Source organism: Snodgrassella sp. B3800, from assembly GCF_026535865.1.
GTDB lineage: Bacteria > Pseudomonadota > Gammaproteobacteria > Burkholderiales > Neisseriaceae > Snodgrassella > Snodgrassella alvi_E.
Genome location: NZ_JAFNPH010000001.1, coordinates 83473 through 108043, shown reverse-complemented (window position 1 = coordinate 108043; position 24571 = coordinate 83473). Strand labels below are relative to the sequence as shown.

Sequence of the window (24571 nt, the reverse complement as noted above, 5' to 3'; positions counted from 1 at the left end):
ATTTTAGCGGAATGCGCTGCTGTGCGCCGAAGAATTTATCATAATCCTAAAAAGATTTTAAAATTCAAACAATAGTAATCTAAAAGTTTCATAGCCGTACCTAGACTGGTATCACTTCTGCTGCCAGTGATTCTGATTGCATTGAACGTCCAGAAAAAAGCATTCCATTGGCGGAATCGTTAAATCCTTTATCAATCGCAATTTATCGCTCAATATAAAATGATTATCAAATTGACATAAATTTTTCTGGCAGACGTGGTAAGTCGAATACAGAAAGATTACAATAAGAATTAAGACCGTTGTTTAAATGAAAGTGGTTGCATGCTTAAAATCAGCACACAGTTTGATGGTGGTAAGGTTGAAATTGTTGAAGCCAATGATCCATCTAATATCCTGCTCAAACTTCCCAAAGACAATGCTGCCGAATTTCGTCAGTGGTTTTATTTTCGCGTGCAGGGCGTAGCCTACCAAAATCTTCGTCTGAATTTTATCAACACAGCCGAATCAGCTTATCCAGCCGGCTGGGAAGAATATCAGGCCATGTGCTCTTATGACAGAATAAACTGGTTTCGTGTCCCTACAACTTTGGAAAATGGCATCTTAACCATTTGTCATACGCCATTATCCAACAGTGTGTACTACGCCTATTTCGAACCATATACCTATGAACAGCATCTGAATTTACTGGGTGACAGTCAAAGTAGTGGATTGTGTCAGATAGAAGATTTAGGCAGCACTATCCAAGGACGTGATATCAATTTACTCACTATCGGCAATCAAGTTGCCAGTGATTTAAAAATTTGGATTATTGCGCGCCAGCATCCGGGTGAAACCATGGCTGAATGGTTTATCGAAGGTGTGCTTGGACGCTTACTGGACCATCAAGACCCGACAGCAAGAGCCTTGCTGGATCGAGCTACTTTTTATATTGTTCCTAACATGAATCCTGATGGTTCGGTACTGGGCAACTTGCGCACCAATGCCGCCGGAGCCAATTTGAATCGTGAGTGGCTGCATCCGAGTATGCATAACAGCCCCGAAGTGTATCTGGTACGCGAAAGAATGCATGAGACCGGCGTGGATTTGTTTTTGGATATACACGGTGACGAATCTATTCCTTACGTATTCCTTTCTGGTAATGAAGGTATTCCTTCTTTTGATGAGCGTTTGCATCAATTACAGGAGCAGTTCAAACAGGCTTTTTTGGTGGCCAGTCCCGATTTTCAAGATAAATATGGCTATGAAAAAGATGCAGCTGGTCAGGCCAATCTGAATATTGCTACTTCCTATATCGGTGAAACATTTAAATGTCTGGCATACACCTTGGAAATGCCATTTAAAGATAATAATCAGTGGCCAGATGATGATTTCGGATGGAATGGTCAGCGCTCTCTGCGTCTTGGGGAAGCAATTCTAAGCCCAATTTATTCTATTCTTGATAGTTTGCGTTAATTTTCACCTCGATTATCCAAAGCCTGAACAATGTTCAGGCTTTTTTGTATTTTTTAGTAAAATCAAATGATTAATGGTTACATACGCAGCATAATGAACTTGGGTTATATGTAATTGAGTTGTCTGTATTTTATCCATGTTTGTTTAGGAAATAATCATGAAAAAAAGCGTACTCGTATATAGCATTATCAGCATTCTTTCACTGGCTGCCTGTTCTCGCGATGATTCATCAGAAAAACTGAGCTGTAACACCGAACAAATCCGCAACCAGATCCAAGATACTCTGCACACTGGTATTGATAACAATGCCCGTCAATTTGCTCAGACTGATAGGCGTCAGTATGTTGATGCCGATAAAGTAATCAGTGCCGGCGGCGAATTAAATATTGCTTTGTCTGAAGGTAAATTAGATAAAGATGGAAATGGTAATCCGGTTTGCAGCAGTGAACTTAAAGTAACTGTCCCTACCAATATCTGGCAGCAGATTAAAACCAATGCTCCACTGCTTTTTGGTAAAACAGATTTTATTGCTCGCCTGAATAAGCAATTGCAAGGCAATGACGTGGTTTTGCATGACAATGAGTTTACTAAACCCATTCAATATTCACCTGTAACCATTAATGGCAATGCTGCATCTAATGCAGCGTCTGCGACCAGTGCGGCTACTAACTTCGATTTGGCTGGCATACAGACTTTAGGTACTGTGTTGGGCAACGCGTTATTGCCCTACGGTATCAAGGATATAGTAGTGATTAATGGCCATACCTATAAACGAGCTGACGCCATTGAGTTAATTAATAATCCTAATGCCAAAGTCACACCGGTTGACCAACAAAGCCAGTCTGCACAGATGGCCAGTGCCATTCTGAACGGCCACGCAGCAGCTGTAATTAACGACAATCAGGCTAATGATAATGCAATGAGTCGGAATTCTGAAAATGCTGCCAGACAGGGCGAGATAAATGCTAGTCAGCTACAGCTGGCACGTGACAACAACCGTAACGCTAACAATGTAATCAACACATTATGGCGTAATCTGGACGACACCGTGCGCAAAACCTTACAGCACGAAGAACAAAAATGGATAGCTAATAAAACCAGTCAGTGTCAGGCACGTGGAGCTAAAGCAAGCTCAGCAACTTATGCAGAATTTCTGCGGCTGGAATGCGATACTCAATTGACTAATGAACGCATCAAATACCTCAACGGCTACACTTTGCGCTAATTGATTTTCCAAACGGGCACCAATAATTCTGCTGAATATTGGTGTCTGTTTAATTTGAGTGGAAAAAATATCTTAAATCACATTGGCCAGAATACCTTAAACTGAATACTTTTATATTTCATTCAGGTTTCCAAAGTTTATAATCTGTGTAAAAACAATCTCAATCTTTTACAGAAAAATACTGTCTATTCTGCTTTGTACACATTTGCATTGGTACTAGCGGCTATTATCCTTACAGCAATGAATGGTTATATATCAGCACTTTTATTCTGATAAACTGATTTTTGGTAAAAATTGTAGACTATTCTCAAATACGGGTTTAGATTCCTGCTTACAATAAGATGGTAAGTATTTGCGGTGATAAAAGATAAGCCTACGAGGAATAGCCTAAACAAATCTGAAAAAATTGTAAATCATCCTTTTGTATTTATTGACTTAATATGACGGAACGAAAAATAATCCATATAGATATGGATGCTTTCTATGCTTCAGTTGAATTACGCGACCGTCCTGAACTAAAAGACCAACCTGTTGTGGTGGCCTGGGATGGCCCCAGATCGGTTATCTGTGCTGCATCCTATCCGGCACGTCAATACGGTTTACATTCAGCCATGTCGGTAACAACAGCCAAAAGATTGTGCCCGCAGGCAATTTATATCCCACCAGATTTTACTAAATATCGGGCTGTATCCAGTCAGATTCACAATATATTTAGGCGCTATACTGAACAAATCGAACCCTTATCTTTAGACGAAGCCTATCTGGATGTTACCGATTACAAAGGTCATTTGCCTTATGCTCGAGATATTGCACGGGAAATCCGTACGTCTATACTGAAAGAAACGGGTCTTACAGCTTCTGCCGGTATCGCCCCTAATAAATTTCTTGCCAAAATTGCTTCCGACTGGCGTAAACCCAATGGCCAGTTTGTGATTGCGCCAGTACAAGTATTAGACTTTCTACACAATCTACCTTTAGGCAAGATTCCCGGTGTCGGCAAAGTAACTGAGCAGAAAATGAATGCCTTAGGCTGGAAAACTGTTGGAGATTTAAGCAAAGTAAGCATGTCGGTTCTGGTACACCATTTCGGCCGCTGGGGTTATCGCCTCTTTGATTTGGCACAAGGCCGTGACGACCGTGTAGTTACACCAGAACGCAACCGACAGCAGATTTCTACTGAAATTACGCTAGATAATAATGAAAGCCTGCAAGAAATTGCTCGCCATCTGCCCGATCTGGCTGAGGTTTTAGTACAAAATATGCAGCGAAAGGGTCTTCAGGGTAATTGCATTACTTTGAAATTAAAAAATACTCAGTTTCAGATTTATACCCGTTCTCAAACCTATTCATCACCACTGCCGGATGCAGCTGCCTTGGTAGCAGCTGGGATGGATCTGATGCAACGGATGCCTGATGATGAGGCATTGTTTCGTTTGATTGGTCTTGGGATCAGCGATTTTTATCAGCATGAGTATCAGGCTGATTTATGGAGTCCAGGACACAGCTGCTAATACTTCACATACAGATCTATACCTGCTATATGTCTGAATGGCTTTAGACATATTTCTGACTACATTGCACTACATTTTGCTGGCTTAAGTTAACAAAATAAAGGATAATCATTGTGACGGACTACAAACTGAAATATGTAGTCATCTATCAGAAAAAGTAACAGTACAGGAGTTACCATGATTCACATTAAAGTGCCTACTGAAGGTCACAAAATCGTTTCCGGCCAACCCATTCCGAATGATCCAATTATTCCGTTTATTGAGGGGGATGGCATTGGTGTTGACATTACGCCGGTAATGAAAGACGTGATTGATGCAGCAGTAGCCAAAGCCTATAACGGCTCAAGAAAAATTGTGTGGATGGAAGTTTATGCCGGTGAAAAAGCCACGAAAGTGTATGGTGAAAATACTTGGCTGCCGGAAGAAACATTAGAAGCGATTAAAGAATATAAAGTAGCCATAAAAGGGCCGATGACTACACCCGTAGGAGGTGGTATCCGCTCACTGAACGTAGCCATCCGTCAGCAGCTTGATTTATATCAATGTGTCCGTCCAGTGCAGTATTTCACCGGTGTCCCCTCACCTTTGAAAGACCCGAGCAAAGTAAACATGGTTATTTTCCGCGAAAATACTGAAGATATCTATGCAGGGATTGAGTGGATGGCTGAAACAGCTGATGCCAAAAAAATTATCAATTTCCTGCAAGGTGAAATGGGTGTAACCAAAATCCGTTTCCCGCAAACTTCCAGCATCGGTATCAAACCTGTATCCAAAGAAGGTTCTCAGCGTTTAACCCGTGCGGCCATTCGCTATGCTATTGATAACGACCGCGACAGCGTTACCTTTGTTCATAAAGGTAATATCATGAAATTTACCGAAGGCGGTTTCCGAGACTGGTCTTATGAAGTAGCAAAAAATGAATTTGGCGCTACATTGATTGGTGAAGGACCTTGGTGCGAATTTAAAAATCCGAAAACTGGTAAAAATATTGTAATTAAAGATTGCATTGCGGATGCTTTCCTCCAGCAGATTCTACTACGTCCGGCAGAGTATGATGTCATCGCGACACTGAATCTCAATGGCGATTATATTTCTGATGCGCTGGCTGCACAGGTAGGGGGTATCGGTATTGCCCCAGGTGCCAATATTTCTGATGAATATGCCGTATTCGAAGCTACTCATGGTACTGCACCTAAATATGCTGGTCAGGATAAAGTTAACCCAGGATCCATTATTCTTTCTGCTGAAATGATGTTGCGTCATCTGGGCTGGAAAGAGGCTGCTGAATTGGTTAATGCCTCAATCGAAAAAGCCATTGCTGATAAAATTGTTACCTACGATTTTGCTCGTATGATGGAAGGCGCTAAAGAAGTTTCATGCTCTGCTTTTGGTAAAGCCTTGATTGAGCGCATGTAAAGCGTAATGTGATAATGTCCTAAAAAAACCGAATCTTAAGATTCGGTTTTTTATATTCAGACTTCACGTTGCCAAATCAGTTTTTTATATGCTGTCTTAATTACTGCCCAAAGGTTGCCTCTATTCTGATAAAATAAAATTAATCTAAATTGCTGAGCTAGTGTGCTGATAAATATATCTATGATTCTTGGAATTGATACCGATTCATGTGGTCGCTGCACTCATTATCATACAGAGTTTGACATTGCCGCGCTGCAATGTGCAGAATGCAGACTGTATTACGCCTGCTTCAAATGTCACGACCAGTTGTGCAATCATAAGTTTGTTGCCATGCCGGTGCAAAATAGCAAACCCGTGATGTGTGGGAAATGTAGACATCTTCTGACCTATGCACAATATCAGCAACACCGTTGCCCATTTTGTCAGTCAGCATTCAATCCGCGCTGTGGACTTCATAAAGATATTTATTTTAAATAAATTTTATAAATTAGAATTAGTTGTCATTCAGGTCAACAACCAAACCATCCTCATCCCACTCGGTTTTACGCATTAGTTCGTTTTTCTCAAAAACCGATTCGCTTTTTTTAGCCCCTGAGTCATACCAGCTCAAAACCACACCACTGACTTTATTTTCGTGGATGGCAACATCGGCTAGCAAATGACCTTTATCATCCCATGTTGTCATGGTTTGTACGATACCATGATGCACATACATATCCTGTTTCAACTGACCGTTCGGATACCAGCGCTGCCAGCGCCCTTCAGCTTTGCCATTAATAAAATTCAGCTCGCCACGCTTTTGTCCGTTTTCATACCAGCTCATAGTACGGCCACTAGGCTGCCCTTTCTGCCAGCTCATTTCAATCGCCATCTGGCCGTTTGGATACCAGGTATGCCATTGTCCAACAGGTTTACCGTTTTTGTAATTACCTTGAATTTTTTTTTGGCCGTCCGGATACCAGAGTTGCAATTTACCCTCTTTCATTGCCGGTATAAATTGTTGCAGCTTATCTAACGGTAAAGCATAGCTGTCACTATATTTGCTCTTGTCTGGATAGTAAAAATCCTGAACTTCAATTTTTTTACCATCATCATGAAACTGACGTACATATTGAGCTTCGGATTGTTTGTTTACAATCTGACCATTTGCATCAAAATACACAGTTTTGTGAGTGTGAGAAAATATCAGCCACACTAACACAATCAGAATGAGTATTACGGCGAGTACGTACCAGTAAATACGTCTGGCTACATACATGACTTATATCCCTTTTCACTAAGCAGAATCATTATTTTATGCAATAAAAATTATTACTATCATTATTACATTATTTTTCAAACAGATTCATTACTATTTGAATAAATGCCTATTTTTGCCAATAGCTTTTAACATTGACAAATTCATATATACCAAATTCCGACAACTCTCGTCCGAAACCAGAGTCTTTAACGCCACCGAAAGGCAAACGCAGATCGCTGCTGGTATGACGGTTAATAAAGACACTGCCAGCGTTGAGGCGTTCAGCATACTGCCATGCATGATTTGTATCATTGCTGTAAATGCTGGCTCCAAGCCCGAAAGGATTATCGTTGGCCAGCATTATGGCATGTTCGCTGTCTTCAGCTCTCAGAATGAGCGCTACAGGTCCAAATACTTCCTCATTGTATACACGGCAGTGCCGATTAACTTTATCTAAAATCGTAGCGGGATAAAACCAGCCCTGCAGATTTTCTGGTATTTCTCCTCCCAGCAAACATTCTGCGCCATGTGCCAGTGCATCCATCACTTGTGCGTGTACACTGTCGCGCAAATCCTGTCGATGTAAAGGAGCAAGTGTGGTTGCAGACAACCATGGAGCCCCCATCTGTAATTTCTGACAATGGCGTTTAAAAACTGCGATAAATTCTTCAGCTATATCAGCATGAACAATAATGCGTTTGGCTGCATTACATGATTGGCCAGCGTCCCGAAAGCGTGAATAGCATGCTTCAGCAGCTGCCTGCTCAATATCTGCGTCATTTAACACGATAAATGCATTACTACCACCGAGCTCCATAACACATTTACGCAGATGTTTTCCTGCTAGTGCCGCCAGATGCCGACCAGTATGGGTAGAACCTGTGAAAGCCAGCGCCTGTGTTTGAGATATGGCATATTCAGTATCTTCCTCCTCCAACCAGACTAGTTGGAAAGGTAAATCCTCACCCACCAATTCAAACAGCATCTGGCTGATTTTGCCAACAGAAGGTGCGGGCTTAACCATGCAGGCATTGCCAGCACATAAGGCTGGGATAGCAAAGCGTAAAATTTGCCATACTGGATAATTCCAGGGCATCACTGCCAGTACCGTACCCAACGGTTCAAAGCGTACCTGACTCAAACTCGCCTGTGTAGCAATTGTTTTATGCGCCAACAGCTCTGGAGCCAGATGAGCGTAGTATCGGATAAGGGCTATCGATTTTGTGATTTCAGCTTCACACTCACGCAGACACCGCCCTACCTCTATACAAATTTGATAGGCCAGCTCGTCTCGCGCCTCTTCAAGCCGGGATGCAAAGCTCAGTAAATACTGTGTACGAGTTTGAACATTTTTACTGGCAAAATCATATTGACGCTGGCTGAGCTGCTGACTTTGCACATCAAATTTAGTTTTTGTCAGACATGTATGGCTAAATAGGAGTTCACCCGATACAGCATGATAACTGTTATACAACACAACAATCCTTTATCTGCATGAAGTGTTTCAGACTGCATGCAGTACAGAAAAATTCAGTGTCCCAAATAATATTGACCTTATAAAATTTATAAGGTCAATGGTATAAATTACTGCTCGTCAGCTGTATCCAGCTTTTGTGCCCCTTGTTTTAGTTTATAACGACTCTTTAACCAGGCCAAATTACTGGTGGCTAGATTCTGTGCCAAATTCTGACTGATTACCTGTTTTGCCTGCGGCAGAACATTCGCCATATCCTGTGGTTGTTTTATGGCGTTAACTTTTACCAGTACTGGATTTTGCTGATCACTCAAAAGAATGTAGGCAGGTTTCCCATTAACAGGTTTGGCTTTAATCCAGCTCTGAAAATCAGTTTTAGACATCATGGCTACAGCCTGCTGCGGTGTTAAATCAGCTGTTTGCGACCAGCTCAAACTGGCATTGACGTTTGTACTAACGTTGTTTAAAGCTTGTTTTGCTGCTGCTAAAGCCAATTTTTTACTTTCTGCGGCCACATAATCTTGTTGAACTTGTGCTTTGATTTCCGTAAAGGATGCCTGATGTTCTTTACGCACATCGATAGCACGAACTACCCAGTAGTTGCCATTGCCTATATCAATTGGTTCAGAGTTGTAGCGTTTAACCAGAACATCGTTGCCAAATAATGCATCCTGTAACGCCTTGGGCATGCCACTATTATTAGCCATGTCTCGAGTGAGCCACACCTGATCTATTTTATGAATCGTTAAACCTAGCTTATCTTTTATCGGTTGCAAGGTTTTCGGATTATTAAAAGCCAAGTCACTAACATTTTCTTTTAATTTAGCTACCACAGCCGCACCCTTACGGGCTTGAATTTCCTGTGTCAGCTGCGTACGGACGTTCTCTAGTGCCGGTTTGGGTGCTGAGGCCGTAGTCGGAATTTGATTATAGGCTTCCTGTATCTCTGCTTCACTCACGCTTTCTTTAGCACCAAGTTCCATGGCAGACAACTGGACATATTCATATTTGACAGCCTGCGGCAAATAATATTTTTTCTTATTCGCTTCGTAATAAGCTTTCAGTTTGCTGTCGTCTACTACTACCTGATGAGTGAAATCAGCGGCAGGAAATGTCAATGTCTGTACTTCACGAGCAGCCTGTAACAGATTTACCATTTGTTTGGCCTGAGCATCGCTGACCACATTTCCCGCTTTCATCAAATTAAGCATGGATTGCATGGCATATTGTTTACGCATACCGTCAATAAGCGCATCTTCAGACATACCTGCTTGTTGCAGGAAAGCGCGATATTTGGCTTCTACAAATTTTCCGTTTTCCTGAAAACTGGGATCAGATGCAATAACCTGCTTTATCTGATCTATAGGTACAGTGATATTCATATCATTTGCACCCTGCTGCACATATGCCTGATCGACCAGTGAATCATATACCAGCTTTTTGCTTACCGGATTCCCAGAAGCGTTTTGTATTCGTCGCTGAAAATCATTAACATCATTCACTTTGATTTTAATGTCGCCAACTTTGCTGATGTAATCTGTACCGGGAACAGCGAGTGTGTAACCACCGGCAAATACAAAACTCAAGCAAATCACACCGAGAATAATCTGAGCCGGTGTTCTATATTTTTCTACAATGTGGAACATGAGATTCAGTTAACTTTTCTAAAGCAGATAAAAGAAGCCTATTGTATCGTTTTTTGTGAGGCTCAACCATGCTGTTTGTACAGCTAATGCACAAAAACGACAGACAAAAGAAAAGGCGGGATATCCCGCCTTGATTTAAAACATAAAACTGTATTACAGAGCATCTTTCAGTGCTTTACCGGCACGGAACTTAGGCGTTTTAGCTGCTTTGATTTCTAACGGTTCACCTGTTTTAGGATTACGTCCAGCACGGGCTGCACGCTCACCAACATAAAAAGTACCGAAACCTACCAGCGTAACTGTGTCGCCACTTTTCAAAGTGCGGGTAACAGCACTGATCATACCGTCCAGAGCCTTGGCGGCAGAAGCTTTAGATAAATCAGCCTCTTGGGCAATGGCTTCAATCAATTCAGACTTATTCACAATAAAGTCCCTTTCTGTTGTTATGTTCATTTGATTTTCAGGAACCATATGTGCAGTGGAACCTGAACAATACATTACGATTACTTTATAACAAGCCCAAATTCTTTATGTCAAGCATCGTCACCGCTGCATAAGGTTAAATCATGCCAAAAACAAAGCCATTCACCAATTAGTGTTGGTGAATGGCTGCATATCAATGTTTTACGGTTTTAGTAGTTGACTTGGCCGCAGATTTAGCTATTACTCCCTCTTCAGGCACGCTTGTCCATGGAGTAGGCGGATAAGCCAGACCGAGATTGAGCACTTCATCAATCCACTGTACCGGGTGAATAGTGAGTTTTTCGCAGATGTTGGCAGGAATTTCTTCCAAATCTTTGACATTGTCTTTTGGAATCAACACATGTTTGATACCACCTCGTAATGCAGCCAACAGCTTTTCTTTAAGACCGCCAATAGGCAATATTTCGCCGCGCAAAGTGATTTCACCAGTCATTGCCACATCTGCACGTACCGGAATACCGGTAAACGCAGAAACCAAAGCCAGTGTGATGGCGCTGCCAGCACTGGGTCCATCTTTAGGTGTCGCTCCTTCGGGTACATGAACATGAATATCATTTTTCTCATAAAAATCAGGTTCAATGCCTAAGCTTTCAGCCCGGGAACGTACCACGCTCCATGCAGCACTAGCAGATTCTTGCATAACATCACCAAGCTTACCGGTGCGCAAAATATTGCCTTTACCACGAAATTTGCTTGCCTCAATGGTTAAAAGCTCACCACCGACTTCAGTCCAAGCTAGCCCGGTGACCTGACCAACACGGTTTTCATTTTCTGCAACGCCATAATCAAAGCGGCGAACACCCAGATAATCATGCAAATTATCAGCATTGATTACGATTGCTTCAGGCTTGGTTTTGGTTTTTTTAGCTTTACCGGCACTAAGTTTTTCTTCTGCAACAGCCTGTTTCATCACTACTTTACGGCAAATTTTGGCTATTTCTCGATCTAAAGAGCGAACACCGGCTTCACGAGTGTAATAGCGGATAATATCGCGTACTGCAGATTCTTCGATACTGATTTCGCCTTCTCGTACACCGTTTTGTTTGATTTGCTTAGCCACTAAATATTTCATGGCAATATTGATTTTTTCGTCTTCGGTATAGCCAGAAAGACGAATAATTTCCATGCGATCAAGCAAAGGAGAAGGGATGTTAAGACTGTTGGATGTGGCAATAAACATTACATCCGACAAATCAAATTCTACTTCTGCATAGTGGTCAGAAAATGAATGGTTTTGTTCAGGATCCAGCACTTCCAGTAAAGCACTGGCTGGATCACCACGAAAATCATTACCTAATTTATCAATTTCATCCAACAAAAACAGTGGGTTTTTCACTCCGGCTTTGGCCATGTTTTGCAGAATTTTACCAGGCATGGAACCAATATAAGTGCGCCGGTGGCCACGGATTTCACTTTCATCGTGCACACCGCCTAATGCCATGCGTACATATTTTCGTCCTGTAGCCTTAGCTATGGATTCGCCCAGTGAGGTTTTACCTACACCCGGTGGTCCTACGAGACACAAAATAGGACCTTTAAGCTGATTCATGCGTTTCTGTACGGCAAGGTATTCCAGAATACGCTCTTTGACCTTTTCTAATCCGTAGTGATCTGCATTCAGAATTAGGTCTGCTTTGGCAATGTCCTTGCTTACTTTAGATTTTTTCTTCCACGGAAGCTCTAGCAGAGTGTCAATGTAGTTGCGAACTACGGTAGACTCTGCTGACATTGGTGGCATCATGCGTAATTTTTTGAATTCAGAAAGACATTTTTCTTCAGCTTCTTTGCTCATGCCAGCGTCACGAATTTGAGTTTCCAGATTAACCAGATCATCATCTTCTTCACCCAGCTCTTTCTGAATGGCTTTTACCTGTTCATTCAAATAGTATTCCCGCTGAGATTTTTCCATCTGCCGCTTGACGCGGCCTCGAATACGTTTTTCTACCTGAAGGATGTCCAGTTCTGATTCAAGCAAATGCAATAAATGTTCCAGTCTTGCTGTAACATTTATCATAGACAATATTTGCTGACGCTGATCTAGTTTAAGTTGCAAATGGGCGGCAATAGTATCAGCAAGTCTACTTAAGTCTTCAATCCCATGAATGGTAGTCACTACCTCAGCAGGAATTTTTTTGTTTAACTTTGCCAGTTGGTCAAACTGGGAAAGCAATGTACGGCGTAATGCTTCATCATCATGAGAATCGGTATTAATGTCGGCACATTTTTCTATGTGCGCTTCGGCGTAAGGGCCGCTTTCATCAATATACTGTACTTGTGCACGATACAGACCTTCTACCAGCACTTTAACTGTGCCATCTGGTAGTTTGAGTACTTGCAGAATGTTGGCTACAGTACCCATTGCATACATATCTTCTGCATGTGGTTCATCTGTATCGGCATTTTTCTGTGCCAGTAAGAATACGGGCTCGTCATGCTCCACAGCTGCATCCAGCGCTGCTATGGATTTTTCGCGCCCGACAAAAAGGGGCAGTACCATGTGCGGGTAAACAACAACGTCGCGTAGGGGCAACATTGCCATAGTTGTTGGCTGCACCGGAGAAGAATCATAAACTTCAGCCATGTAATGCCTCAATCTTTCCTGTAAATATGCTATAAAATTGGATGAGAAAATGGTGCTGAACCAGCGTTTTTCAAGTGCTTTTGTGCTGATTAATCATTGATGTGATTTTGGGTAAAGGCATAAATGGATTTAATATGCCTATAAACTAAAGGCCGGCCAGGATAGATTTATTGCGATCGCTGAACCGGCCAAAGCTAATTAGCGGGTAACCGGTTTATAACGGATACGTTTGGGTTTGGCCCCCTCCTCACCCAGACGGCGTTTTTTATCTGCTTCATATTCTTGATAATTACCATCGAAGAAGACCCATTTCGAATCGCCTTCTGCCGCTAATATATGGGTGGCAATACGGTCGAGGAACCAACGATCGTGGGATACCACTAGTACACAGCCAGCAAATTCTAATAAAGCATCTTCGAGCGCGCGCAGGGTTTCTACATCCAAATCATTGGAGGGTTCATCCAGCAAAAGCACATTGCCGCCAGAAATTAGAGTTTTGGCCAGATGCAGCCGTCCGCGCTCACCGCCGGAGAGTTTGCCGACGATTTTGCTCTGGTCACTCCCTTTAAAGTTAAACCTTCCTAGATAGGCTCGTGCCGGTATTTCAAACTGTCCTACCTGTAAAATATCCCTGCCTTCGGCAATTTCGTCAAAAACGGTTTTATCTTCATGCAGGCCATGCCGGCTCTGATCTACAACAGAAAGTTTAACAGTCTGACCAATCTTCACTTGTCCCTGATCTGGTTGTTCCTGTCCGGTAATCATTTTGAATAAAGTGGACTTACCAGCTCCATTCGGTCCAATGATGCCGACAATGGCTCCCGGCGGGATTTTAAAACTCAAATCATCAATTAGTAATTTGTCGCCAAAACTTTTGCTGACGTGTTCGAATTCGATAACTTCATTTCCCAGACGCTCTGCTACAGGAATAAAGATTTCCTGCGTTTCATTGCGTTTTTGATATTCGTAGTTACTCATTTCTTCGAAACGTGCCAATCGAGCTTTGGACTTGGCCTGACGCCCACGGGCGTTTTGTCGCACCCATTCAAGCTCATGTTTCATAGCTTTTATTCGCGCTGCTTCGGCTTTGGCTTCGTGTTCCAGTCTGGCTTCTTTTTGTTCCAGCCATGAGCTGTAGTTACCTTTCCATGGAATGCCGTGACCGCGGTCTAATTCCAGAATCCATTCAGCAGCATTGTCCAAAAAATAACGGTCGTGCGTTACAGCTACTACAGTACCAGGAAAACGAACCAGAAATTGTTCCAGCCATTCTACCGATTCGGCGTCCAGATGGTTGGTAGGTTCGTCCAGTAAAAGCATGTCTGGTTTGCTCAATAGTAGTTTGCACAAAGCCACACGGCGTTTTTCACCGCCAGAGAGATTGCCGATAAGGGCATCCCATTCCGGCAGCCGTAAGGCGTCTGCAGCAATTTCCAGCTGATGCTCTATATTGTCTCCGGCTCCTGCTGAAATGATGGCCTCCAAACGAGCCTGTTCCTCAGCCAGCGCATCAAAATCTGCATCCGGTTCGGCGTAGGCAGCATAAACTTCTTCCAGTTTCTTTTGCGCGGTAGCCACATCGCCCAATCCGGATTCAACTTCTTCCCTCACTGTTTTATTAACGTCCAGTTGGGGTTCTTGTGGTAAATAGCCGATTTTAATGCCACTCATTGGAATGGCTTCGCCTTCAAATTCGGTATCTACACCGGCCATGATTTTCAGTACAGTGGATTTACCTGCACCGTTCAGACCCAGCAGGCCAATTTTGGCGCTCGGAAAAAACGACAAGGAAATGTCTTTGATAATTTGTTTCTGTGGCGGCACGGTTTTACTTACGCGCAGCATGGAGTACACATATTGGCTCATAGTTTATTCTGTAGATTAAATTAATGTGTATCAGCCTCAATTTAGAGGCTGGTTGTCATGATTTTGATTTTAACATGCATATTCCTGCTTTCGCGGAAAGCTTTGCGTTAAAATACTCCCTTTTATTTTGCCGCCTTAGCATATGCATATTATCTCTGCTCTGATTGATTTTATTTTACATATTGACCAGCACCTGCAATTTATTGTCTCTCAATATGGTGTCTGGATTTATGTGATTCTGTTTGCGTTGATATTTTGTGAGACGGGGTTGGTGGTTACCCCTTTTCTACCTGGTGATTCATTGTTGTTTGCTGCTGGTGGTATTGCTGCCGTCGGGGAAATGAATATTCATTGTATGGTAGTGTTATTACTGCTGGCAGCTATTATTGGCGACGCAGTTAATTTTTATGTGGGTCAGAAATTCGGTGCACATCTGTTTGCCAATCCACAGTCGCGGATATTTAAGCAGATTTATTTGCACAAAACTCAGGAGTTTTATGCAAAACATGGTGGAAAGACCATAATTATTGCTCGTTTTGTCCCGATTGTGCGCACTTTTGCCCCCTTTGTCGCCGGTATGGGGCACATGCATTACGGTCATTTTTTTCGCTATAACTGTATTGGTGCTATTCTCTGGGTGGTGCTCTTTTCATATGCAGGCTATTTTTTTGGCAATCTGCCGTTCATCAAAGAGAATCTATCTTTGGCCCTGATAATCATTATTGCTATCTCACTGCTACCGGCAATCATTGAAATCATGCGCCATAAGCTGGGCAAAGGCACAAACAGATAATTCTTCATCTGCTGCTGAATAACTATTTACAGGAAAAATATGAGCCAGATACATCTGTTATCAGATCATTTAATCAACCAGATAGCTGCCGGTGAGGTAATTGAACGTCCGGCCAATGCGCTAAAAGAGATTATTGAAAACAGTCTCGATGCTGGTGCTAGCCATATTGATATAAAACTGGAAGCTGGTGGTATCAAACGTTTGTGTGTGACAGATGATGGACAAGGCATGAGTGAATCCGATATACCGCTTGCTCTGCATCGCCATGCCACGAGTAAAATCGGCAGTTTGGAAGATTTGGAAAAAGTTATGAGCATGGGTTTTCGCGGTGAAGGTCTGGCCAGCATCGCTTCTGTAAGCCGTCTGACCTTAACCAGTCGCACTGCTGATGCCAACCATGCCACGCAGATATACGCAGAAGATGGCCGGCTCAGCCCTATCAAAGCTGCTGCTCATGCGGCTGGTACTACAGTAGAAGCAGTGGAGCTCTTTTTCAATACTCCGGCCAGACGACAATTTCTCAAATCTGCAGGTACCGAATTTGCCCATTGCCGCACTATGGTTGAGCGTCTGGCGATGGCACATCCTGATGTGGCTTTTGATTTGCAGCATAATGGCAAAGATGTTATTAATCTGCCAGCTCAATCGCTGTTTGAGCGCTGTACCGCTATTATGGGTACAGATTTTGCGGCTGCCAGTCTAAATGTGGACGAAAGCATGAATACCATGCGTGTGTATGGGCTGATTGGCAAACCGACCTTTATGCAGGGAAAATCCAGTCAGCAATATATATTTGTTAATCAGCGCTTTGTACGTGACAAAATCATCTTACATGCTGTAAAACAAGCTTATAACGATGTTTTGCATCAGGCGCTCACACCGGCATTCGTGCTTTTTTTAACTCTGCCACCAACAGAGGTAGATGCCAACGTGCACCCTACTAAATCGGAAGTACGCTTCCGGCAGAGTCAGGCAGTACATCAGCTTATTTTCCATGCTCTGAATAAATGTCTGGCAGCAACAAATGCCGCTCAAACCGAATCAGTTTCGCAACCAGCCACCGTACTGGCTGACATCATGCAAAAGCAACCGGCTGATGTACAGCAGCTATTTGCTACTTCTGAAAATAAAAGCAATTTACAGAAGACTCCGGCTCCTTATCAGCGCAGCCATACGCCACTGCAGCGTAACTTGAGTCTAAAAGAATCGCAAGCTGCTCTGAACACTTATGCGCAGCTATATAAACAGGAACCGTCTACGACAGACAATTCTAAAGCAGCCAATTTTGAGTCGGAAGCAGATAGTGAACTCGTAATGTGGGAACAGGCTCGAGGTGTAGCAACAGCTTCAACAACGCAGCAGACAGTGATAAATGATACGGATATTCCACCTTTGGGCTATGCTATTGCTCAGTTACTGGATATTTATATTCTGGCTCAAGCAGAAGAAGCTCTCATTTTGGTAGACATGCATGCTACTGCTGAGCGGGTGAATTATGAAAAGATGAAACAACAACGCGATGCTACAGGTAAAGTGAGTAGTCAGACCCTACTCATTCCAGTACGCTTTCAAGCGAGCAATGAAGAAGTGGCTACAGCAGAGGACTATTCTCTTACGCTGCGGGAATATGGTTTAGACATTCAGATTGAGAATAACCAGCAGCTGGTGGTGCATTCCGTTCCGGCCATGTTGATAAAAAGTGATATTCAGCAACTCGTTCAGCAAGTATTGGCTGATATGATAACTATTGGCAGCAGTGATGTAGTAAAAGAACGTGAAAATCGAATTCTTTCTACTCTTGCTTGCCATGGTTCAGTTCGTGCTGGACGTAGATTAACTTTACCAGAAATGAATGCATTACTGCGGGATATGGAAAAGACTGAACGTGCTAATCAGTGCAATCATGGCCGTCCGACATGGGTAAAATTGCGCTTGCAAGATTTAGATGCTTTATTTTTACGTGGACAGTAAAACAGTGCAATATTCAGAAGCATTACAAATATCAGTACTTTTATAAATAATCTTAATTCAAAACCCTCTTTATCTAAAAAGATAAAGAGGGTTTGTTGATTATGACTAAAGTAACAGTCTAATGGCTTGTACTAGCGGCTACTGCAGATGCAGCTGGCAGTTCAGCATAATCAGGTTCGGTTTCTGGCTCCGGCTCTATATTCCACATTTTGCCGTTTAGGTAAACTTTGCCATTGATTAATTTCAGATGGGTTTTCACAATACCGTTGCTCACCTGAATGTAGCCTTTTGCCTGCATGGATTTAATTGCACTATCAATCATCAGACGTATGGTCTGGTCAATATCCTCTAGCGCTTCTGCACCGCCAGCACTGGCATCAACAGTAAACAAAGCTCTAGCCTGACTTATGGCAAAATTTTCCATTATTGCCTGCGGTATGGCGAAATCCATTTCGGATTCAGTTTTATTCAGCATGGTGCTCAGTTGCTGCATATCAGAGGCAAGCAGATTTTTAAAACCAAGATTACCATGAATATCAATCAATCCCTGTGGCATTTGCAGTTTAAACGTATTGAGTTTGATTAAAGGATCATGCGTAAACAAACCCAATCCTTCGTTTCGTACGGCAGAAACAATGGCTGCGCGTAGCTGATCATTATTCAGGTTCTGGGTAGATAGCTGAGTAATTTTGTTATTGATGGCTACCAGACTGGCTGCATCCAAATGTTCTGCGGCTGCATCAATATCCAGAGGGCCATAGACATCATTGCCGTACTGCATTCTTTCAAAGCCGAATTTACCCTGACTATTAATCCATTGATCCTGCTCTTTGGTGGATGTAGAAAGTTTCAAATTCTGAATATTGATTTTGGTGGGCATATTATTGCCGGCCGGACTGATAAAGGCACCTATTTGCAGATTAGTAACCAGATTAACCAGCTGATCCAGACGGATGTTGTTGTCAGCGGTATCATTCCAAATAAAAGTAATATCTTTTATGCTAAGGTCACTGTTTCCAAGAGCCAAGGATGTCTTTCCATGCTCAGTATGACTGGTAAACTGCAAATCCTGATAAGAAGCACGGCCTTTGGTCGACAGAATCATGTCCAGACCAGGGCTGACTGTATGGCTGTCATAACTATTGAAATCTTCAGCGTAATCAATAGTAGAATCCAAGCCCTGCCAATTTATTTTAATACCAGATAATTCTTCATAATTAAATTTAGGTATCACTACATGCATCTGCCCGCTGCCGCTCAAATTGATGGTGTTTTCAAGTTTAACCGGAGCTTCCTGCCCGAAAAAACGAGCCAGAATCTGCTGTGCCTGCGGGGTAAAGCGCAATTCTGTTTCCACATGTGCTCGTACCGGCCGGATGCTGCCGGCAAATAAACCATGCCGTACATGATTAACCACAGTAATAGGCTGTTGTAACACGGTACGTACATTATCAGGAAGCTGTTGCTGAATACCAGCAAAAAAGCTTGGTTTAAAGCGAATCTGCATGGTTTCAGTAGAGGTAAACCATCCACGCTGATAGCTTTGTTTATCAATAATCAAAAAAGAGCTTTTAGCCAGTAAATCGCGTTGTTCATCCATGCTTTGCTGCGTTTTTACCCCTAAATAGCAAGGTAGAGCGAGTACAACAAGCAATATGACAGCCACGATGGCGGCAATAATGGTTAAAATCCGTTTATTCATGCTCGAAATGTCTTATATATCCACGTTCTGGAAGAGTTGCAGGATAACATCAAACTGGCTGTTTGTCCGCGGTGTTTATCGGTGTAAACAGACTTATTCAAATGTGAACAATTTTGATTTGCATGTACCCGACACATAATTTGGTTAATTTAGTGTACCGCCAGCCGTCAGTCGCTGACGCTGTTGTTCAAATAAACAGACAGTTGCAGCCATAGCAACATTAAGTGATTCTGTTTGTCCGATCATTGGTATTATTACATGCTCGGTAGCGCTGTGTAGCATTTTTGCACTTAAACCACTGCCTTCATTACCAAATAGCCAGCCAACAGGATGAGTCAGATTCAGTGTGTACAAGTTTCTGGCTGCAGTGCTTAATGCGGTAGCGTATAAGGGATGAGCGTAATCTGCACGCCAAATATCCAAATCAGCAACCGTCTGTATAGAAAGATAAGCATGTGCACCCATGGCGGCCCGTAAGACTTTTGGAGACCAAACGTCAGTACTGTCTTTACTAAGCACAATATGCTTAACACCGGCCGCAAGAGCGCTGCGTAAAATCGTACCAACATTTCCTGGATCTTGTACCCGTTCTAACACAACTACATCGTTATCTATAGATGCCTCAATCTGCGTAGGCAGGGATAAGATGGCAATTGGTTCTTTTGAGTGAGTTAAATCGCTGATTTTCTCTAACAAATGGTCGGCAACTAGTACAATTTGCTGTGCCGGCAGCTCTCTCATTAAGGCAACTATTTCAGGATCATTTGCACGAAGTTGCGGTACATACATTGTGTGGATGGAGTGACCTGCCTGCATAAATGTCTGAATCAGGTGTATTCCCTCCACCACAGCAAGCCGGTGCTGACGTCGATAATGTGATTGTGCAATTAACCGCGACAGATGCTTGAGTTCGGTATTACTGGCTGACTGGATAATTTTGTAGTTCATACCGAAATTCCATTTTCTGCTGTGTGTAGATTTAATTCTTTTTGAATGTCGACAATGGTCGTTATTTTACGTAATTGTATGAATAACTCTCCGGCTTCTGCATAGTGCAGTCTGAGCATGCCAAGCCATTGTTTTAAACGCGCCACCGGATAATTGGCATGGCTATTTCGTAGCTGACAACAGCCATTAAAAAAATCCTCAATCCATGGCAAAATTTCGGTCCATGTTAAAGCAGGAAGATTGATCCCCCGATTGGTGGCGGCAATCTGTCTGGCTAAGTCAGGACATTGAACAGCACCGCGTCCGAGCATGACATCTGTACAACCACTGATTTCGCGAATCTGATGATAATCGGCTAAAGTAAACACATCGCCATTGGCAATAACTGGAATGCTTAAAGCTTCGCGAATGCGTCCTATCCATTCCCAGTGTGCGGGTGGTCGATAACCTTCTGTTTTTGTACGTGCATGCACGGTGACTTCACCAGCACCACCCTGTTCGATTGCGTAAGCGCATTCTAGTGCCAGATTTTTATGTTCATAGCCCAGTCGCATTTTTGCACTCAGTTTGATTTCTGCTGGTAAACTTTGACGTACGGTAGCAACAATTTGTTCGATTTTTTCTGGATACTGCAAAAGTACGGCTCCACCCTGATGTTGATTGACGGTAGGAGCCGGACAACCAAAATTCAAATCTATATGGTTGGCACCTAATTTAACTACCTTCAATGCATTTAAAGCCATATTTTCCGCATGGCTGCCCAGTAACTGAACGGCCACAGCTGTGCCGGCTTGAGTCTGATTATTCTGTGCCAACTCTGGCATGTATTTCAGCCACATAGACTTACCGTGTATGGTATGGGTAATCCGTACAAATTCAGTGACACAAATATCAAAGCCACCTATACGAGTTAATAAATCGCGCATAGGGGCATCTATGAGTCCCTGCATAGGGGCAAGTAATATTCTGGGAAAAGATATTTTCGTCTGTATATCAGGACTGCTCACGCGTATAACCATTGCTCTTACAAAAAACAACGCAACCTGTTGTCTGACAAGTTGCGTATTTAATTATAAAATAAAAATGGTTGTAGCAGGTTTAATCGCGTAATGTTTCAATTAGGTCGATCAATAATTCTACTTCTTCTGTCTTCAAAACAGCAAACCCATCATTCAGACCCAGATCTTCCAGCAGCATTTCTCCTGCCGGTGTTTCATGCATGGATGTAAATGCATTCTGTAAAGTATCCAGCATCTCTGCATGCCGCGGATGTAGCAAAATCATATGATATAAATCATTGATTTTACTTTCAATCAATAAATTTAGGCGGCTGAGTGTAATTGAAGTCAGCTTGTGATAGGCAGAAGACATAAATAAGCCTATATCACCTTCGTGCTGAATCAAACCGCGAGCCACTGCTGAAAATGATTCACTTTTTACCCAAGTAAGGTCTTTTTCTTCAATATCTACTGCTTCTAGTAGACGTAAAGCAATCAATTTGACATCATAATTTTCGGTACATAAAATCTTCATACCTGGTTTGACATCTTGAAGTGATTTTATTTCACTGTCAGCCGCACTGGCAATCACCATTTCATCGAAACGATTAACAGGACGAACGACCGGCAAATAACCCAGCTCTCTAATCAGCTTAGAAGCATTAAATGGATTTGCATAGATAATATCAACATTGTCTTTGTCAATTTCCTGCTGCTCTTCTTCAGCATTGCTGGCCATAAACAGGTGCACTGGAGCATCAATTAGGCGTTGCAGACGGGTATTAAGAAAATGCCAGCCAGCATAGAATTCAGGGGGAAAATCTGGTGCAATCAGAAAATTAATGGTCATGAATTACCCCGTTCTTCTTTCATTAGTCCTTCATACAGACTTTGCATTTCCAGCACCTTGCTGCGAGATGGTTTTCGCCGCACTGAGGTATATCCCTGAATCACACCATCCCTTATATTAGGCACAATTGTTGCATATACCCAGTAAAATCCACCATCTTTACGCAGATTTTTAACATAGCCGTGCCATTTCTTACCCTCTTGCACGGTATCCCATAAATCTTTATAAGCCACTTTCGGCATGTCGGGATGACGAAGGATATAATGTTCAGCACCCATCAGCTCTTCGCGCGACCAGCCGCTCATATGCACGAATACTTCATTGGCATGTGTAATTATTCCCTTTAAATCTGTAGTAGAAGTAATCAGACACCCATCAGGAAATTCTGTTTCTACATCAGTACAATATACGGTGCGTGTTACCCCATCGTAATGTGTCAATTCAAATGTACGGTGCTCAATTTCAGGCACCTGCATCGGTGAAATCATTCTGACTCCATTTTCTTGAATGTGGACAACCAGACGAATAATGCAAAAGCTTATATACCTTATATATTGCGCCGATTAGCAAAATAATACAAAGCATTTGATTAATTTGTATAAAAAATCACACAATTTCTTGATAAAAATCAAACAATGCAGGAAATTATGTAAATAATTTCCTGCATGGGTAAATCAGATATAACATAAAATAGGATGCTTATAAGCTCAGAATTTATGCCAAGAATCTATTTTTTTCTTGCATAATCAGATTGATACAATCCTGCCCATTTCATGATACCGGCAACTTCAAATTCATTAAATTCATAATACTGCCCGCGTTTTAAACGTTTAGGTAAGGAGATTGGACCAAAGCGTACGCGTACTAATCGACTTACCGTTAATCCCTGACTTTCAAACAAGCGCCGTACTTCACGGTTACGCCCTTCTTTGATGATGATGTTATACCATCGATTGGCTCCTTCGCCACCCTGTTCCCACAGATGTTGAGCCTTTGCTATACCATCTTCAAGTTCTACACCATTTAGCAGGTTTTGTTTTTGCTCGTCACTGAGCTCACCCAATACTCGTACTGCATATTCACGCTCAACTTCAAAACTCGGATGAGCAAAGCGATTCACTAATTCACCGGAAGTTGTCAGTATCAGTAAGCCGCAGGTGTTGATATCCAGACGACCAATTGCCACCCAGCGGCTGCTGGCCGCTTGCGGCAGGCGATCAAAAATACTAATTCGCCCCTGCGGGTCGTCACGGCTGACAATCTCGCCTTCCTGCTTGTAATACACCATGATGCGCGGCAGGCGATCTGGCCATTTAATATTAATCGCAGAACCTCTTACGCTGACTTCATCTTCTGGCGTGATCCTGTCACCTAACTGCGCTACTTTGCCATTTACTCGCACCTGTCCTTGACTGATCCACTGCTCCATTTCACGCCGTGAACCGACTCCAGAAGCAGCCAGGGCTTTTTGCAAGCGCACTGGTTCCATTTTTTCCAAGTTAACACGCTGTTCTTTCAGTATACGGGAACGTTGCAATATATCTTGATTGGGTGTGCGCTGCACCAGCTTTCTGGCACGCTGGATACGTGCTTTGTTATCCACTTTCTGTTCAAAAGCGGTGTTTTTTCTGGTGGTTGCATTTTTATGTTCTAATGCAACCTTTTTAATCTCATTATTTTGCCGGCCTTTACTGCTGACTTTATTACTCTTTGAGGCCACACCATCGCGTATCTGGCGCTTGGTTAATTTTTTGTTGGCTTGACTCATGTTTTAACTCCCGATCCGTCATCCGACGGTTCTTCTGCGGTTGTTGAAACTTCCGCAGGTTCACTTAATTCAGGTAAAACCAGTTCACCCAATTCGGTTAAAGGTGGCAGCTGATTTAAATCTTCCAGCTGTAAATCACTTAAAAATGTAGCAGTTGTGGCCCATAAGTTGGGTCGCCCTACGCTGTCGCGTTGTCCGATAATCTCTATCCAGCCACGATCCTGCAGTGTTTGTAACACATTACTGGAAACAGCCACGCCACGTATTGCTTCTATATCACCACGTGTAACCGGCTGCTGATAGGCAATTATTGCTAGTGTTTCCAATACTGCACGTGAATAGCGCGGTGTGCGTTGCACATCCAGACTGGCCAGCAACGGATAAGCTACCGGTGTGACCTGAAACCGCCAACCTTCGGCACTATGCACCAAATTCAATGCGCGTTCATGCCAATACTCCTGCAAATGAGACAATACACTAGTCAGTTCATCTGCAGATAATGGCGGCTCCCTGAGTGAGCACAATTGCTTCTCGCTCAGTGCCTCACTTTGGGTGAGTAAAGCAGCTTCAATCAAAGCTTCGATAGAGACTGTATGATTCATAGCCATGAGTTCCTACGCTGTCAGTGCAGGCATGATAAGATCTAG

20 protein-coding genes are annotated in these 24571 nt (G+C 42.7%); 7 read left to right on the top strand and 13 right to left on the bottom strand.

Annotated features, from left to right (window positions below; genetic code table 11):
• Positions 1-321: 321 nt before the first annotated feature.
• The 5 genes from J3U64_RS00450 to J3U64_RS09965 all read left to right on the top strand — a co-directional run bounded on the left by J3U64_RS00450 (position 322) and on the right by J3U64_RS09965 (position 6081).
• Complete coding sequence (locus J3U64_RS00450) at positions 322-1452, top strand: M14 family metallopeptidase (RefSeq protein WP_267407932.1); 1131 nt, start codon at positions 322-324, stop codon at positions 1450-1452.
• Between the two features lie 157 nt (positions 1453-1609).
• Positions 1610-2677, top strand: coding sequence for a lysozyme inhibitor LprI family protein (locus J3U64_RS00445; RefSeq protein WP_267407931.1), 1068 nt, complete (start codon positions 1610-1612; stop codon positions 2675-2677).
• A 440-nt stretch (positions 2678-3117) separates the two neighbouring features.
• Positions 3118-4188, top strand: coding sequence for a DNA polymerase IV (dinB, locus tag J3U64_RS00440; RefSeq protein WP_267407930.1), 1071 nt, complete (start codon positions 3118-3120; stop codon positions 4186-4188).
• A gap of 177 nt (positions 4189-4365) precedes the next feature.
• On the top strand, positions 4366-5604 hold the full coding sequence (icd, locus tag J3U64_RS00435) for an NADP-dependent isocitrate dehydrogenase (RefSeq protein WP_267407929.1): 1239 nt from the start codon (positions 4366-4368) through the stop codon (positions 5602-5604).
• A 180-nt stretch (positions 5605-5784) separates the two neighbouring features.
• Positions 5785-6081 (top strand): CHY zinc finger protein, encoded by a 297-nt coding sequence (locus J3U64_RS09965; protein ID WP_367423161.1) that lies wholly within the window; start codon positions 5785-5787, stop codon positions 6079-6081.
• 16 nt (positions 6082-6097) lie between these two features.
• On the opposite strand, the gene J3U64_RS00425 is transcribed toward J3U64_RS09965, so the two are convergent.
• From J3U64_RS00425 to ettA, 6 genes are all read right to left on the bottom strand, one after another.
• A complete protein-coding gene (locus J3U64_RS00425; protein ID WP_267407927.1) occupies positions 6098-6862 on the bottom strand; it encodes a toxin-antitoxin system YwqK family antitoxin in 765 nt (254 codons plus the stop codon).
• A gap of 109 nt (positions 6863-6971) precedes the next feature.
• Positions 6972-8318: an aldehyde dehydrogenase family protein gene (locus J3U64_RS00420; RefSeq protein WP_267408360.1), complete on the bottom strand. Its 1347-nt coding sequence runs from the start codon at positions 8316-8318 to the stop codon at positions 6972-6974.
• A gap of 110 nt (positions 8319-8428) precedes the next feature.
• Positions 8429-9964, bottom strand: coding sequence for a peptidylprolyl isomerase (locus J3U64_RS00415; protein WP_267407926.1), 1536 nt, complete (start codon positions 9962-9964; stop codon positions 8429-8431).
• Between the two features lie 153 nt (positions 9965-10117).
• Positions 10118-10387 carry an HU family DNA-binding protein gene (locus J3U64_RS00410; RefSeq protein ID WP_100140679.1) on the bottom strand — a complete coding sequence of 90 codons (270 nt, stop codon included), beginning with the start codon at positions 10385-10387 and terminating at the stop codon, positions 10118-10120.
• A 193-nt stretch (positions 10388-10580) separates the two neighbouring features.
• Positions 10581-12986, bottom strand: a complete 2406-nt coding sequence (gene lon / locus J3U64_RS00405; protein ID WP_267408359.1) for an endopeptidase La — start codon at positions 12984-12986, stop codon at positions 10581-10583.
• A 240-nt stretch (positions 12987-13226) separates the two neighbouring features.
• Positions 13227-14894, bottom strand: a complete 1668-nt coding sequence (gene ettA, locus J3U64_RS00400) for an energy-dependent translational throttle protein EttA (RefSeq protein WP_267407925.1) — start codon at positions 14892-14894, stop codon at positions 13227-13229.
• Between the two features lie 148 nt (positions 14895-15042).
• Between ettA and J3U64_RS00395 the strand changes: the two genes are divergently transcribed.
• Together J3U64_RS00395 and mutL are read left to right on the top strand one after the other, a co-directional pair.
• A complete protein-coding gene (locus tag J3U64_RS00395; RefSeq protein ID WP_267408358.1) occupies positions 15043-15687 on the top strand; it encodes a DedA family protein in 645 nt (214 codons plus the stop codon).
• Positions 15688-15726: 39 nt separating this feature from the next.
• A complete protein-coding gene (mutL, locus tag J3U64_RS00390) occupies positions 15727-17658 on the top strand; it encodes a DNA mismatch repair endonuclease MutL (protein WP_267407924.1) in 1932 nt (643 codons plus the stop codon).
• 118 nt (positions 17659-17776) lie between these two features.
• Here the strand turns inward: mutL and J3U64_RS00385 are convergent, their stop codons facing one another.
• The 7 genes from J3U64_RS00385 to scpB all read right to left on the bottom strand — a co-directional run bounded on the left by J3U64_RS00385 (position 17777) and on the right by scpB (position 24526).
• Complete coding sequence (locus J3U64_RS00385) at positions 17777-19360, bottom strand: YdgA family protein (protein ID WP_100140581.1); 1584 nt, start codon at positions 19358-19360, stop codon at positions 17777-17779.
• A 144-nt stretch (positions 19361-19504) separates the two neighbouring features.
• The gene (locus J3U64_RS00380) at positions 19505-20308 is read right to left on the bottom strand and encodes a TrmH family RNA methyltransferase (protein WP_267407923.1); all 804 of its coding nucleotides are present in this window, start codon (positions 20306-20308) and stop codon (positions 19505-19507) included.
• Positions 20305-21327, bottom strand: a complete 1023-nt coding sequence (locus J3U64_RS00375; RefSeq protein WP_267407922.1) for a tRNA dihydrouridine synthase — start codon at positions 21325-21327, stop codon at positions 20305-20307. Before J3U64_RS00375 ends, J3U64_RS00380 begins: the two co-directional genes overlap by 4 nt.
• 79 nt (positions 21328-21406) lie before the next feature.
• Positions 21407-22156, bottom strand: a complete 750-nt coding sequence (locus J3U64_RS00370) for a PhnD/SsuA/transferrin family substrate-binding protein (RefSeq protein ID WP_267407921.1) — start codon at positions 22154-22156, stop codon at positions 21407-21409.
• Positions 22153-22644, bottom strand: a complete 492-nt coding sequence (locus tag J3U64_RS00365) for a PAS domain-containing protein (RefSeq protein WP_257378004.1) — start codon at positions 22642-22644, stop codon at positions 22153-22155. Before J3U64_RS00365 ends, J3U64_RS00370 begins: the two co-directional genes overlap by 4 nt.
• Positions 22645-22883: 239 nt before the next feature.
• Complete coding sequence (locus J3U64_RS00360) at positions 22884-23924, bottom strand: pseudouridine synthase (protein ID WP_267407920.1); 1041 nt, start codon at positions 23922-23924, stop codon at positions 22884-22886.
• On the bottom strand, positions 23921-24526 hold the full coding sequence (scpB, locus tag J3U64_RS00355; RefSeq protein ID WP_267407919.1) for an SMC-Scp complex subunit ScpB: 606 nt from the start codon (positions 24524-24526) through the stop codon (positions 23921-23923). The genes J3U64_RS00360 and scpB overlap by 4 nt, the downstream gene beginning before the upstream one ends.
• Positions 24527-24571 lie beyond the last annotated feature (45 nt).